The sequence below is a fragment of the Pseudomonas sp. EB271-G4-1 genome, from assembly GCF_058791355.1.
The window spans coordinates 156,485-171,347 of the sequence record NZ_JBYTEO010000005.1; the positions used below are offsets into that span (position 1 = coordinate 156,485).

Consider the following 14,863-nt stretch of genomic DNA (forward strand, 5'->3'; position numbering starts at 1 on the left):
GACAAAGACGTCGCTCACCTCATTTACCCCATGGCGAATCAGGTGGCGGCGTTTTTTTTGTTTTGGCTCCCGTTCGAGACTCCTATCATCTGAGGTGCGCGATGAATTCAAGCTTCTGGAAATCCGGCCATACCCCGACACTGTTCGCAGCCTTCCTCTATTTCGACCTGAGTTTCATGGTGTGGTACCTGCTCGGCCCGCTGGCCGTTCAGATCGCTGGCGACCTGCACCTGACCACACAACAACGCGGACTGGTGGTGGCCACGCCGATTCTGGCCGGGGCGGTACTGCGCTTCGTAATGGGGATGCTGGCTGATCGCCTGTCACCCAAGACTGCCGGCCTGATCGGCCAGGTGATCGTCATTTGCGCATTGTTCGGCGCCTGGAAACTCGGCATCCATACCTACGAGCAAGCCTTGCTGCTGGGGTTGTTCCTCGGCATGGCCGGCGCCTCCTTCGCTGTCGCCCTGCCCTTGGCATCGCAATGGTATCCGCCACAGCACCAGGGCAAGGCCATGGGCATCGCCGGGGCCGGAAACTCCGGCACTGTGCTCGCGGCGCTGATTGCACCGGTTCTGGCGGCTGCCTTTGGCTGGAGCAATGTGTTCGGTTTCGCACTGATCCCGTTGATCCTGACACTGATCGTCTTCGCCTGGCTGGCCAAGAACGCGCCTGAGCGGCCGAAAGCCAAGTCGATGACTGACTACTTCAAGGCCCTGGGTGACCGCGACAGCTGGTGGTTCATGTTTTTCTACAGCGTGACCTTCGGTGGCTTTATCGGCCTGGCCAGCGCCCTGCCCGGTTATTTCAACGACCAGTATGGCCTGAGCCCCGTGACCGCTGGTTACTACACGGCAGCCTGTGTGTTCGGCGGTAGCCTGATGCGGCCACTGGGAGGCGCCTTGGCCGATCGTTTCGGCGGCATTCGCACCCTGCTCGCGATGTACACCGTGGCGGCCATCTGTATCGCTGCCGTCGGTTTCAACTTGCCCAGCTCCTATGCCGCGCTGGCCCTGTTCGTGTGCACCATGCTCGGTTTGGGTGCAGGCAACGGTGCGGTGTTCCAGTTGGTGCCCCAGCGTTTCCGTCGCGAGATCGGCGTCATGACCGGCCTGATCGGCATGGCCGGCGGCATCGGTGGATTTGCCCTGGCGGCAGGCATGGGTGCGATCAAGCAAAGCACCGGCAGCTACCAGATGGCATTGTGGTTGTTCGCCAGCCTGGGGGTGCTCGCCTGGTTCGGCCTGCACGGCGTAAAACGCCGCTGGAGGACCACCTGGGGTTCGGCCGCTGTGACGGCTGCACGGGTTTGACGCCACCATGAGCCTGCAATTAAGTTTTGCGCAAGCCAGCGCCATCGGCCCGCGCGATGAGAATCAGGACGCCTTGCGCCTCGTCACGCCGGCCCCGGCGCTGGCAGCCAGCAAGGGCTACCTGTTCGCCATCGCCGATGGCGTCAGCCAGTGCGCCGACGGTGGCCTGGCGGCTCGCTCGACATTGCAGGCCCTGGCGCTGGACTACTACGCCACGCCGGAAACCTGGGGGGTTGCCCAGGCGCTGGATCGCTTGCTGCTGGCGCAAAACCGCTGGCTGCAAGCCAACGGCGCAGGCCAGCCGCTGCTGACCACCGTCAGCGCCCTGGTCCTGCGCGGTCGGCGTTTTACCTTGGCCCATGTCGGCGATTGCCGGGTGTATCGCTGGCACGCCGAGCAGTTGCAGCGGGTCAGCGAAGATCACGTCTGGGACCAACCGGGCATGCAGCATGTACTCAAGCGTGCACTGGGCCTGGATCAACACCTGGTACTGGACTTTCTCGATGGCGAACTGCGTATCGACGAAAGCTTTGTGCTGCTCAGCGACGGGGTCTGGGCGGTCCTGGGCGACACCGCCATCGCGGCGATCCTGCGTGACCAGCCGGACCTGGACAGCGCCGCGCAAACCCTGGTCAACGCCGCACACCTGGCGGGCAGCCAGGATAACGCCAGCGCACTGCTGGTGCGGGTCGATGCCCTGGGTGAATCCAATATCGGCGATGCATTGATCCATCTGCAGCAATGGCCACTGCCCCCGGCGCTGAAACCGGGCCAGGTTTTCGAGGGCTGGCAGATTGAAGGGATTCTCAGCCAGAGCCAGCAGTCGTTGCTCTATCGGGTACGCGACAGCCAGCAGCAGCCCTGGTTGCTGAAAACCCTGCCCCCTCGCCTGCATGACGATCATCAGGCCGGGCAAGCGTTGCTGTCCGAAGAATGGTTCCTCAAGCGCGTAGCCGGGCGGCACTTTCCTGAAGTGCATGCGGCCAGCCAGCGTCAGCATCTGTACTACGTGATGCGCGAATATTCGGGCTCGACCCTTGCTCAAGTGCATGAACAGATCGGACCCATGCCCCTGGCCCAATGGCAGGACGTGGCTGAACGCCTGCTGCGAGCGGTCGGCATGCTCCATCGACGGCAGATCCTGCATCGCGATATCAAGCCGCAGAACCTGCTGTCAGGGGACGACGGCGAGTTGCGTCTGCTGGACTTCGGCCTCGCCTACTGCCCCGGCCTGTCTGAAGATCAGCCCAGTACCCTGCCTGGAACTCCAAGCTATATCGCCCCGGAAGCCTTCCGTGGGGAGTCACCGACGCCGCAGCAGGACCTGTATGCGGTGGGGGTGACCTTGTACTTTCTGCTCACCGGGCATTTTCCCTACGGCGAAATCGAAGCCTTCCAGCGCCCCCGGTTCGGCGTTCCGGTCAGTGCCAGCCGCTACCGCCCTGACCTGCCCGAATGGCTGGCGCAAAGTCTGGAACGTGCGGTTGCCGCAGACCCGGCTGAGCGCTTTGAAACCGCCGAGGAATGGTTGCGCCTGCTGGAACAGGGGGAGCGACGCAGTTTAAGCGTACGTCCCAGGCCTTTGCTGGAGCGCGAACCGCTGAAGGTGTGGCGGACATTGGCCCTGATGTCGCTGCTGGCGAACCTGGCGTTGCTGTTCCTGGTGTTCCATGGCTGAGCCTGCATTGCCCTTAAAACCGATCATCGTCATTTCGTGAGGAACAACACTATGAACGCAAAAGTCTGGCTGGTGGGTGCGGGTCCCGGTGATCCTGAATTGCTGACCCTCAAGGCGGTGCGCGCATTGAAAGAAGCCGACGTGGTGCTGATCGATGACCTGGTCAACGGCGCAATACTCGAACATTGCCCTGCAGCGCGGATCGTGGCGGTGGGCAAACGCGGCGGTTGCCGCTCCACGCCACAAGCGTTCATCCATCGCCTGATGCTGCGTTATGCCCGGCAGGGCAAATGCGTGGTGCGGCTTAAAGGGGGTGACCCGTGCATTTTCGGGCGCGGAGGCGAAGAGGCCCAGTGGTTGCGCGAGCGCGGGGTTGAGGTCGAACTGGTCAATGGCATCACGGCCGGGCTTGCAGGCGCCACCCAGTGCGATATTCCGCTGACCCTGCGCGGTGTCGCGCGGGGTGTGACACTGGTCACCGCCCATACCCAGGACGGCAGCAGCCTGAATTGGCAGGCACTGGCCCAAGGCGGTACGACCCTGGTGATCTACATGGGGGTGGCCAAGCTCAGCGAAATCCGCGAGCAGTTGTTGGCCGGGGGGATGGCGGAGGATACGCCGGTGGCGATGATCGAAAACGCTTCATTACCGCAACAGCGAGAATGTCGGAGCGATCTGACGGCTATGGAGGAAGATGCCTACGTCTTTGAGCTGAAAAGCCCGGCGATATTGGTCATCGGTGCAGTGGCGGTTGGCGAGAAGATCAAAAGATCGCAGCCTGCGGCAGCTCCTACAGGGATTTGCGCAGTACCAATGTAGGAGCTGCCGCAGGCTGCGATCTTTTCAAGTCACCACACAAATCTCAAATCGCAGACAAAGAAAAGCCCGGCATGAGCCGGGCTTTTCTCGTAGCTGTGGGCTAATTACTTAGCTTGAGCTTCAACCTGCGCTTCTACGCGACGGTTTACAGCACGGCCAGCTTCAGTAGCGTTGTCGGCAACTGGGCGGGATTCGCCGTAGCCAACAGACTGAACGCGGGACGATTCAACACCGTACTGGTTGGTCAGAACTTGCTTAACGGCGTTTGCACGACGCTCGGACAGTTTCTGGTTGTAAGCGTCAGGACCGACGGAGTCAGTGTGACCTTCAACAGTGGTGCTGGTGGATGGGTACTGCTTCATGAAGTCAGCCAGGTTCTTGATGTCGCCGTAGCTGTTAGGCTTGACTACCGACTTGTCGAAGTCGAATTTCACGTCCAGCTCTACACGAACAACTTCAGCAACTGCTGGGCAGCCATCAGCGTCAACAGTTACGTTGGCTGGGGTGTCCGGGCACTTGTCTACGTTGTCGCAAACGCCATCGTTGTCGCTGTCGGAGCAGACTTCTGGTGCTGGAACTGGAGCAGGAGCTGGCTTGGAGCCGCCACCGAAGTTCACACCGATACCGACGCTAGGAGCCCACTCGGTGTTGCCCTGGTCGATGTTGTATTGAGCTTCAACGCCAGCACGGGCGTAGAAGTTGTCGGTGAAGTACAGCTTGGCGCCGCCGCCAACGTTGGCGAAGGTGGAACGGTCACGACCGTTCGAACCGTTCTGGTCGATGCTCTGGTCGGAGAAACCGGCCGAGACGTAAGGACGCAGCATGTCGCCTGGGTTGTTGAAGTGGTACAGAGCGTCCAGAGCGGTGTTCGCGCCCTTGATGTTCTGGCCAGAGTCGGAACGTACGTTGTGAACTTCGTCGTAAGCCAGACGCAGCTCAACGTCGTCGGTCAGGAAGTAACCAACAGAGCCACCGAACAGGTTACCGTCGTTTTTGAAGTTACGGGTACTGTCAAAGTACTCTTTCTTGGCGAAGCCTTCGATTTCAACTGCGCCTTGGCCCTGTGCCAGAGCGCCGATCGAAGTGGCGGCAATAAGAGAACCAATGGCCAAGCCCAAGGTGTTTTTCAGTTTCATCCGTTAAATCCCCATCTGGTGATTGTGAAGCAGTCCCGCAAACCGGGGGACAACTCGGCGGCAAGTCTATCAGAACTTGCCTACACGTAAGAGATATTTGCGCCGAACTAAGTTTCAGCAATGCCCGCAAATTTCTCACGCAATTTATCTAGAGCGCGTTTGTACCGCATTTTTGTAGCGCTCAAGCCCATGTGCATGATGTCTGCGATCTCCTGAAACTCCAGCTCTGCGACAAATCGTAGCACCAGAATTTCTCGGTCAATCGGGTTCACATACACTAACCAGCGATCAAGTCCACCCTTTTCCTCGGGTTTCGGCGCCTTTTCTTCGGACGCTTCCTCGAGGGGGTCAAGACTCAAGGCGTCCATCAAGCGACGCTTTCGCCTTTCTTTCCGATACTGCGTAATGCACTCGTTGTACGTGATGCTATATAGCCATGTCTTGAACTTCGATTTGCCCTCGAAGTTCTTCAGGCCGTACAGCACCTTCAACATGACCTCCTGACAGACATCGTCAGCATCGCGATCGTTCCCGAGATACCTTGCACAGACATTAAATAATGTTCGTTGGTAACGCCGCATCAGTTCTTCATATGCGCGCGTCACGTGAAACAGCTCGGTATGCGAGCGCGCGACCAACTCCTCATCAGAGAGCTCGCGGGGGTCGTAGCGCATGGATAACGATTGGGCTTTATTCAAAACAAGTCGTGCCGACAGTCAGGTCAATGTCCGCCGCAGCCAGCATCAGGCGGCATTTCGCGGCGGCATACATTAGCAGGGTTTGCCGGGTTAGCGGCTACTCACATGCTGCTCGAGGAGGATCCGATTGGAAAGAGAGACTAGCTCACCCTCATCCGTCAGCAATGTAGTTTTAACCGTGCCGATCTCTTCGATCTGCCCTTCGACCTCTCCAACACGCACTTGTTGCCCAACCTGGTACAACTCACGCACATAGATTCCCGCAAGAATCTGACCGGCAATTTCCCGGCTTCCCAACCCCATGGCCAGCGCAACCGCCAGACCAACGGTAATCAAAACGATCACGATCACGTGGTTAAGCAGGTCAGTCTTGACCTCCAACTGACTGATCGCGACCGAGATACTGATGATGATCACCAGGCCCTGGGCAATTCTCCCAAGTCCCGAAGCGTAGTCCAGGCCTACGCCTTCTGCCGCTCCGCGCACCAGCCCATTGGCCAATTGCGCCAGCAAGACACCCACCAACAGCACCAGCGCCGCACCGAATACCTTCGGCAAATATAGCGCAAGCATATCCAGCGTAGCTGAAACTCGTTCAAGTCCAAGTGATTCTGCGGCAGAAACCAAAAAAATCAGCAGAACGAACCAATAGACGATTTTACCGATCAGCGTTGAGATAGGTACTTGAAGGCCGGCACGGGACAACAATTTCGTCAGGCCGGTACCGCCCATCAGGCGATCCAGGCCGAGTTTGGCGAGCAATTTGGACAGCAAGGTGTCCAACAGCTTGGCCACGACAAAACCGAGCAGGAGCACGACCAGTGCGCCGAACAGGTTCGGGATGAAGTTCGCAACCTTGGTCCATAACGCAGTCATTGCAGTGACGAGGCTCTGTGTCCAGAGATCAAGTTCCATATTCAATCAGCCTTATCAGCAGTGCGAGCGGTAGGTTTACGAAGACGGGAGACCGGCGCGACATGGGCCGAGCCATTATTGAGGGCGATCATCAGGGCGGGCAACCAGCGGCCCAGCAGGCTGAACAAATCACCTGCGCCAACCTGGCGATTGGCGGTTTTCAGGACACGCCCCAGGCATGCATCGTCGTCCCGGGTGGACGGTGATGCCTTGAGCATGTCGCGCAAAGACTGTTCAAACGGATCGTGCATACGCACCTCTCGTGATGTCTGTGAAAGACGCGGTCAAATTTGCCCGGGTCACATGGCGCACGTTCAAACCCAGCGCAAACGTCGGAATAACCACCACTGCCCGAGCGCCACCGAGATCATCAGCAGGCAGGCGACGAGGAAGCCATAGGGGCTTTCTGAAAATGGAATACCCCCGACGTTGATTCCCAAAAGACCGGTCAGAAAACTCATCGGCAAAAAAATCCCGGTGATGATGCCAAAGCGATACATGGTGCGGTTCATGCGCACGCTCAATCGCCGGTCTTCAGTCTCCAGGACCAGCCCCACGCGCTCTCTGGTTAATTCCAGCTCCTCCAGATAGCGGGTCAGGCTGTTGTTCAATTCGTTCCAGTAATCGCCATCGTCCTCGACGAACCAGGGCAATTTGATGCGCGTCAGTTGACCAAAAATGTCCCGCTGCGGAGCGAGGAATCGCTTCAACGCAGCAGCCCGGCGCCGGATCTGCAAAACAGCACCGTGCTCAGGAGTATACCGCTCGTCGGAATCCAGCTTTTCTTCTTCCTCATCGACCACTTCCGACAGGCAACTGACCAGATCCTGCACCTTGTTGGTGAGGTACTGAGCCATGTAGAGAATGAGTTCGGAGGCGGTTTTCGGCCCCTTGCCTGCTTCCAGTTGCACCAGCAAATCTTCAGTGGCACGCAGCGGACGCAGACGCAGGGAGATGACTCGCTGGGCAGAACCGAAGATGCGTACCGAGACCATGTCTTCAGGCTCGGCGCCCGGATTAAGGTTTACGCCACGCAAAAATAGCAGCAGTTCGCTGTCCGAAAGCTGCAGGAGACGCGGGCGGGTGTTTTCTTCCAGCAAGAGATCGCAGCTGAACTCACTCAGGCCGCTGGACTTGCGCAGCCAGGTCTGGGTTTGCGGGTGACTGCGATCCCAATGCAGCCACAGGCTTTCATGAGCCTGCAGCTGCAATTCGTCGAGTTCTGTCCGGGCTATCGAACGCGCACCGCCTTTACCATCCAGCACCAGGGCATGTACCAGCCCCCACTGCGCGTTTTCTTCCTCGAACATCCGCATTCCATTCTTCAAAAAAATCGGCCAGGACTTACTCAGGCATCGCAAGCGGGCTCGGCGAGATGATCACGCCGTTGTTGTCCGCATAGAGGTAATGACCGGGATGAAAGGTCACGCCGGCGAAGGTCACGGCAACATTCAGGTCGCCAATACCACGCTTGTCGGTTTTCATCGGGTGGCTGGCCAACGCCTGGACCCCCAGGTCGGTTTGCGCGATGACGTCGACGTCACGGATGCAACCGTAGATCACCATCCCTTCCCAGCCGTTCTTCGCGGCTTTCTCGGCGATCATATCGCCCAGCAAAGCGCGACGCAGGGAGCCACCACCATCGACCACCAACACTTTGCCATTACCCTTGAGCTCGGCTTGCTCCTTTACCAGCGAGTTGTCTTCGAAGCACTTGATGGTCACGATCTCGCCGCCGAAGGAATCCCGGCCACCGAAATTGCTGAACATCGGTTCCAGCACCTGCACCAAATCCGGGTAGGCGTCGCACAGGTCAGGGGTGAGGTAATGGTTCATCGAGAAACTCCTGTAATTAGGAAGAAAGCACGAACATCACTACTGATTTAGTCACAGAAAATGACCAGAACAGCTCAATGCGTCATATCTTAACTGCAACCCGACCAGAGCGAAATGCCCTTGATAGAGCGTCCAGCTTAGATCGCCGCGGCCAAATCCGCTTGATCACCGAGCAACGGCGTCTGCTGATCTGACAGCCAGCGAGCGACTAACGGCCAGACTTCAGCCTGGGCGGCTTTGCTGACCAACATCTCGACATGACCGAAATTATCGGCAAACCCCTGCTCACGCCCCAGGTTAATGAATTGCTTGTGCTCGCAACCCAACTGATCGAACAGCTTGCGACAAGCCCAGGCCGGGTCCTGATGATCGCCCGCGGCGCTCACCGCCAGCACCGGCATCCTGACCTCGGCCAGGCCCGCCCACCAGTCTTTGTCGGCATCGCCAAAGCGCCCGAACAGACCGTACCAGCGCATGCTTTCCAAGGCCAGGCCAATCGGCTCGTCCTCTGGGCCACGCTTGAGCCGTGAACCGGAGAGCTGGGCAAAGCGCTTGAGGATGAAACGACCGCTCCATTCCACCGGTGGAATCTTCAGCGGCCAGTAAGTGCGACTGACTTGCGTGCCAAAAAGCGCCGCGGACGCCACCACGGGTTCGCCAATGTATTGGCCACCCAGCGCGGCCGCCAGGGTGATGCCGCCCAGCGAATGGCCGATCCAGTGCGGAACCTGGCCGCTTTGCTCGCGTACGAAGGCGCCGATGGCTGGCAGGTCGTATCGTGCATAGTCGGCAACTCGGTTCTTGCGATAGCTCTGGTTGCGCCGGGAGAGGCCGTGACCGCGCATTTCCGCAATCCAGACATCGAACCCCTGGCGCGCCAGATAGGCACCCAGGCCCAGCCCCTTGGGGGAGAACCAGAAGCGTCGATTGGAAAAACTGCCGTGCAACAGGATCACCGGCACGCCACGGGATGCCGGTTCATCGGCCATGCCGAGGCGCGTCACCGCCAGTTCTACGGTGCCGTCCGGGCTGTTACCGGGTTTCAAGCGGTAGACATCTTCGCTCAGATCACCGCGGCGCTCGGCGCTGATCAGGGCGACAGGAAACAGGTTGCTGCTGCTTTGCATAATCTCTTGCACAAAAAAGGGCGGCTTCCAGAGGAGCCCGCCCTACTTGAATCTCAAAGGCTCCGCCCCACCCCTGTAGGAGCGAGCATGCTCGCGAAAAACGTCAAGACACCACGTTCATCCATGACAAACGCGTTATCGTTGACGTCCATCGCGAGCATGCTCGCCCCTACAAAGGCACGTGAGCGAGCCGTTCACACACCATCAAGCCTGCGCTTGACCTTCCGCCAGGAAGAACCAGGTTTCCAGTACGGAATCAGGGTTCAGCGAAACGCTCTCGATGCCCTGCTCCATCAGCCACTTGGCCAGGTCAGGGTGGTCCGAAGGACCCTGGCCGCAAATGCCGATGTACTTGCCAGCCTTGTTACAGGCGGCAATGGCGTTGGCCAGCAGCTTCTTGACCGCAGGATTTCGCTCGTCGAACAGGTGCGCGATGATCCCGGAGTCACGGTCCAGGCCCAGGGTGAGCTGGGTCAGGTCGTTGGAGCCGATGGAGAAACCGTCGAAGAATTCGAGGAACTCTTCCGCCAGGATCGCGTTGGACGGCAGCTCGCACATCATGATGACGCGCAGGCCGTTGTCGCCACGGGCCAGGCCGTTTTCGGCGAGCAGATCCACCACTTGGCTCGCTTCGCCCAGGGTACGGACGAACGGCACCATGATTTCGACGTTGGTCAGGCCCATCTCGTTGCGCACGCGCTTGAGGGCGCGACATTCGAGTTCGAAGCAGTCACGGAACGATTCGCTGATGTAACGCGAGGCGCCGCGGAAGCCCAGCATCGGGTTCTCTTCTTCCGGCTCGTAGAGCTTGCCGCCGATCAGGTTGGCGTATTCGTTGGACTTGAAGTCCGACAGACGCACGATGACCTTTTTCGGCCAGAACGCCGCTGCCAGGGTGCTGATGCCTTCGACCAGTTTCTCGACGTAGAAGCCGACCGGGTCGTCGTAGCCAGCAATGCGCTTGTCGACGCTTTCCTTGATGTCTTGCGGCAGGCCGTCGTAGTTCAGCAGCGCTTTAGGGTGCACGCCGATCATGCGGTTGATGATGAACTCCAGGCGGGCCAGGCCCACACCGGCGTTCGGCAGCTGTGCGAAGTCGAAGGCGCGGTCCGGGTTGCCGACGTTCATCATGATCTTGAACGGCAGATCCGGCATGGCGTCCACGGAGTTCTTCTTGATGTCGAAGCCCAGTTCGCCTTCGAAGATGAAACCGGTGTCGCCTTCAGCGCAGGAAACGGTCACGCCCTGGCCGTCTTTCAACAGCTGGGTAGCGTTGCCGCAACCGACCACGGCCGGGATACCCAGCTCACGGGCAATGATCGCCGCGTGGCAGGTACGACCGCCACGGTTGGTGACGATGGCGCTGGCGCGCTTCATGACCGGTTCCCAGTCCGGGTCGGTCATGTCCGATACCAGCACGTCGCCTGGCTGGACCTTGTCCATCTCGGACACGTCCTTGATGATGCGGACCTTGCCGGCGCCAATGCGCTGGCCAATGGCACGGCCTTCGACCAGCACGGTGCCGGTTTCCTTCAACAGGTAACGTTCCATGACGTTGGCCTGGGTACGGCTCTTCACGGTTTCCGGACGGGCCTGCACGATGTACAGCTTGCCGTCGTCACCGTCCTTGGCCCACTCGATGTCCATCGGGCACTGGTAGTGCTTCTCGATGATCATCGCCTGCTTGGCCAGCTCGCTGACTTCAGCATCGGTCAGGCAGAAACGCGCACGTTCAGCCTTGTCGACATCGACAGTCTTGACCGAACGACCGGCCTTGGCCTCGTCGCCGTAGATCATCTTGATGGCCTTGCTGCCCAGGTTGCGGCGCAGGATCGCCGGGCGACCGGCGGCCAGGGTGCCTTTGTGGACGTAGAACTCATCCGGGTTCACCGCGCCTTGTACGACGGTTTCACCCAGGCCGTAGGCGCCGGTGATGAACACCACGTCACGGAAGCCCGATTCGGTATCGAGGGTGAACATCACGCCGGCGGTGCCGGTTTCGGAGCGGACCATGCGCTGTACGCCGGCCGACAGGGCTACCAACTTGTGGTCGAAGCCCTGGTGCACGCGATAGGAAATCGCGCGATCGTTGAAAAGGGAGGCGAATACTTCCTTGGCGGCACGAATGACGTTTTCGACACCACGGATGTTCAGGAAGGTTTCCTGCTGACCGGCGAAGGACGCATCGGGCAAGTCTTCGGCGGTAGCGGAAGAGCGCACGGCCACGGCCACGTCAGGGTTGCCTGCGGACAGCGCGGCAAACGCGGTGCGGATTTCGGTGTTCAGTTTTTCCGGGAACTCGGCTTCCATGATCCATTGGCGGATCTGGGCGCCGGTCTTGGCCAGGGCATTCACGTCGTCGACGTCCAGGGCATCCAGGGCGTCATGAATCTGCTGGTTCAGGCCGCTCAGTTCCAGGAAATCACGATATGCCTGAGCGGTCGTGGCGAAGCCACCGGGTACCGATACACCGGCACCCGCAAGATTGCTGATCATCTCGCCCAGGGATGCGTTCTTGCCCCCCACATGCTCAACATCGTGTTTGCCGAGCTTATCGAGGGAAACTACGTACTCTACCAAGGTGATCTCTCCACTAACTGTGTTGGAAAAGCTCAGAAGCCGGCTGCTCGGGGGAGCATTTGCCAGCTGTATGGCCTGGACCTGGAAAATAAGTGAGAATGCGGGCCATTGGCGGCCGGCAAATCGCGCCTATCATATCCAAGAATGCTCATTAGCTTAAGGCCCAAGGTGCAAATGAAACGATCTGCTTTCTTTATCTCCGATGGCACCGGCATTACCGCCGAAACCCTGGGTCAAAGCCTCCTGGCGCAGTTCGAAAACATTACCTTCAGCAAATTCACGCGGCCATACATCGACAGCGTGGAAAAAGCACGGGCCATGGTACAACAAATCAACAAAGCCGCCGAAACCGACGGCTTCCGTCCGATTATCTTCGACACCATCGTCAATCAGGACATTCGTGAGATCCTCGCAACTTCCAATGGTTTCATGATCGATATTTTCTCGACTTTCCTGGCGCCGCTTGAACAGGAACTGACTGAGCATTCTTCCTATACCGTGGGCAAATCCCACTCCATCGGTGCCAACACCAATTACATGGAGCGCATCGAGGCGGTGAACTTCGCCCTCGACAACGACGACGGTGCCCGCACGCACTATTACGACAAGGCCGACCTGATACTAGTGGGCGTGTCGCGTTGTGGTAAGACGCCGACGTGTCTGTACATGGCCATGCAATTCGGTATCCGCGCGGCCAACTACCCGCTGACCGAAGACGACATGGAACGCCTGCAACTGCCTAGCGCGCTACGTGCCCACCAGCACAAGCTGTTCGGCCTGACCATCGACCCGGACCGCCTCACCGCCATCCGCAACGAACGCAAGCCCAACAGCCGCTATTCGAGCTACGCCCAGTGCGAATTCGAAGTGCGCGAGGTGGAAAACCTGTTTCGCCGCGAGAACATTCCCAATATCAACTCCACGCATTTTTCGGTGGAAGAAATTTCCGCGAAAATCCTGGTGGAGAAAGGTGTCGAGCGGCGGTTCAAATAACCTGTAGCGCCTATTCGGACGTCTTCGCGAGCAGGCTCGCTCCCACAGTAGATCTCGTTGAACACCGCATTTGTGAACGACACGAATCCCATGTGGGAGCGAGCCTGCTCGCGAAGGAACGATAACGCGGTCTCCTAGATAAGAAACATGTCTACAAACCGGTTCACCGGTGTTGCCTCAAGCTTTTGCTGATCCTTGCACAGCTCGAAAATCTCCTCGCTACGTTGCGCGGTAAAGCGTGTCAGCAGGTTCGCCTTGAACTTGTCCTCCAACAACGGAATGCCCTCGGCACGGCGCCGACGATGGCCTATCGGGTACTCCACCACCACATTCCCGGTGCTGGACCCATCCTTGAAAAACACCTGCACGGCATTGGCAATCGACCGCTTGTCGGCTTCCAGGTATTCACGGGTGTAATCCGGGTTTTCGACAATGACCATCTTGTCGCGCAGTACATCGATGATCGGATGCGCCTTGTGGAAATCATCTTCGTAGTACTCGGCCACCAGGTTGCCAAAGGCCAGCGGCACCGCGGTCATGTACTGGATGCAGTGATCGCGGTCGGCGGCATTGGCCAGCGGACCGACCTTGGAAATAATGCGGATCGCCGATTGCTGGGTGGTGATGACGATCCGGTCGATGTCATGCAGGCGATTACGCACTTGGGGGTGCAGGATTACCGCGGCTTCACAGGCGGTTTGCGCGTGGAACTCGGCAGGAAAACTGATTTTGAACAGCACATTTTCCATCACATAACTGCCGTACGGCCGCGAAAAGCTGAACTCGCGCCGGTCTCCAGGCTTGAGCGCCAAGTCATCGTTGGTGTGGCTGAACAGCACGTCGTAAAAGCCCCACTGTTTGGCACTCAACACACCGGGGATGCCCATCTCGCCACGCATGGCAATGTCCGCCAGGCGCACTCCACGACTGGTTGCATCGCCCGCCGCCCAGGATTTGCGCGAGCCGGCATTCGGTGCATGGCGGTAGGTGCGCAATGCCTGGCCATCGGCGAACGCATGGGACAACGCTGAGAGCAATTGCCCGCGATTGGCACCCATGAGTTTGGCGGTGACCGCGGTCGAAGCGACTTTCACCAGGATGACGTGATCGAGGCCCACGCGGTTGAACGAGTTTTCCAGAGCAATCACGCCCTGAATCTCATGGGCCATGATCATTGCTTCGAGCACCGTACGAACGGTCAGCGGCGTCTCGCCATTGGCGAGGCGCTTTTGCGACAGGTGGTCGGCCACCGCGAGAATCCCGCCGAGGTTATCCGACGGATGGCCCCATTCAGCGGCGAGCCAGGTGTCGTTGTAGTCGAGCCAGCGCACGATGCAGCCGATGTCCCACGCGGCCTTGACCGGATCAAGTCGATAGCTGGTGCCTGGTACGCGGGCGCCGAACGGCACGAAGGTGCCTTCGACCAAGGGCCCCAAGTGCTTGGTGCATTCGGGAAAACGCAGGGCCAGCAAGCCGCAGCCCAAGGTATCGATCAGGCAGTTGCGCGCGGTATCCAGCGCCTCTTCGGATTCGATTTTGTAGTTGAGGACGTAATCGGCAATGTCCTGCAGGACCTGGTCGTAGTCGGGACGGTTGTTGAGGTCGACGTTGGCGCTCATGTTCGATTCACTCGGCGGTGGTTCGTTGATGGGACCTCGGTTCAGGGCAATCTCAGTCTTATTATGGAAATGCGATCCCCTGTAGGAGCTGCCGCAGGCTGCGATCTTTTGATCTTGCTTTTTAAGATCAAGATCAAAAGATCGCAGCC

The 14,863-nt window shown here is 58.9% G+C and carries 13 protein-coding genes; 4 read left to right on the plus strand and 9 right to left on the minus strand.

Features of this window, described 5'->3' with window-relative positions:
* The first annotated feature begins 101 nt into the window (after positions 1-101).
* Genes AC3WWR_RS04570 through cobA form a run of 3 tightly spaced genes read left to right on the plus strand, consistent with a single transcriptional unit; the run spans position 102 to position 3,810 of the window.
* On the plus strand, positions 102-1,313 hold the full coding sequence (locus tag AC3WWR_RS04570; RefSeq protein ID WP_020801092.1) for a nitrate/nitrite transporter: 1,212 nt from the start codon (positions 102-104) through the stop codon (positions 1,311-1,313).
* A 7-nt stretch (positions 1,314-1,320) separates the two neighbouring features.
* Positions 1,321-2,991: a bifunctional protein-serine/threonine kinase/phosphatase gene (locus tag AC3WWR_RS04575; protein ID WP_020801093.1), complete on the plus strand. Its 1,671-nt coding sequence runs from the start codon at positions 1,321-1,323 to the stop codon at positions 2,989-2,991.
* Between the two features lie 51 nt (positions 2,992-3,042).
* Positions 3,043-3,810: a uroporphyrinogen-III C-methyltransferase gene (gene cobA / locus AC3WWR_RS04580; protein ID WP_151142973.1), complete on the plus strand. Its 768-nt coding sequence runs from the start codon at positions 3,043-3,045 to the stop codon at positions 3,808-3,810.
* A gap of 104 nt (positions 3,811-3,914) precedes the next feature.
* Here the strand turns inward: cobA and AC3WWR_RS04585 are convergent, their stop codons facing one another.
* The 8 genes from AC3WWR_RS04585 to ppsA all read right to left on the minus strand — a co-directional run bounded on the left by AC3WWR_RS04585 (position 3,915) and on the right by ppsA (position 12,102).
* Entirely contained in the window at positions 3,915-4,946 is a 1,032-nt protein-coding gene (locus tag AC3WWR_RS04585) for an OmpA family protein (RefSeq protein ID WP_020801095.1), read from the minus strand.
* A 107-nt stretch (positions 4,947-5,053) separates the two neighbouring features.
* Positions 5,054-5,644, minus strand: a complete 591-nt coding sequence (gene sigX / locus AC3WWR_RS04590; RefSeq protein ID WP_075949123.1) for an RNA polymerase sigma factor SigX — start codon at positions 5,642-5,644, stop codon at positions 5,054-5,056.
* Between the two features lie 90 nt (positions 5,645-5,734).
* On the minus strand, positions 5,735-6,559 hold the full coding sequence (locus AC3WWR_RS04595; protein ID WP_008048604.1) for a mechanosensitive ion channel family protein: 825 nt from the start codon (positions 6,557-6,559) through the stop codon (positions 5,735-5,737).
* Positions 6,560-6,561: 2 nt separating this feature from the next.
* A complete protein-coding gene (locus AC3WWR_RS04600; protein ID WP_020801096.1) occupies positions 6,562-6,810 on the minus strand; it encodes a hypothetical protein in 249 nt (82 codons plus the stop codon).
* 63 nt (positions 6,811-6,873) lie between these two features.
* On the minus strand, positions 6,874-7,869 hold the full coding sequence (locus tag AC3WWR_RS04605) for a zinc transporter ZntB (RefSeq protein ID WP_020801097.1): 996 nt from the start codon (positions 7,867-7,869) through the stop codon (positions 6,874-6,876).
* 34 nt (positions 7,870-7,903) lie between these two features.
* Positions 7,904-8,395, minus strand: coding sequence for a ribonuclease E activity regulator RraA (gene rraA / locus AC3WWR_RS04610; RefSeq protein WP_020801098.1), 492 nt, complete (start codon positions 8,393-8,395; stop codon positions 7,904-7,906).
* A gap of 137 nt (positions 8,396-8,532) precedes the next feature.
* A complete protein-coding gene (locus AC3WWR_RS04615; protein WP_033043617.1) occupies positions 8,533-9,522 on the minus strand; it encodes an alpha/beta fold hydrolase in 990 nt (329 codons plus the stop codon).
* A 204-nt stretch (positions 9,523-9,726) separates the two neighbouring features.
* A complete protein-coding gene (gene ppsA / locus AC3WWR_RS04620; protein ID WP_033039437.1) occupies positions 9,727-12,102 on the minus strand; it encodes a phosphoenolpyruvate synthase in 2,376 nt (791 codons plus the stop codon).
* Between the two features lie 174 nt (positions 12,103-12,276).
* On the opposite strand from ppsA, the gene ppsR reads away from it, so the two are divergent.
* Positions 12,277-13,095, plus strand: coding sequence for a posphoenolpyruvate synthetase regulatory kinase/phosphorylase PpsR (gene ppsR / locus AC3WWR_RS04625; protein ID WP_020801102.1), 819 nt, complete (start codon positions 12,277-12,279; stop codon positions 13,093-13,095).
* A gap of 134 nt (positions 13,096-13,229) precedes the next feature.
* On the opposite strand, the gene prpD is transcribed toward ppsR, so the two are convergent.
* A complete protein-coding gene (gene prpD / locus AC3WWR_RS04630; protein WP_033044496.1) occupies positions 13,230-14,714 on the minus strand; it encodes a 2-methylcitrate dehydratase in 1,485 nt (494 codons plus the stop codon).
* Positions 14,715-14,863 lie beyond the last annotated feature (149 nt).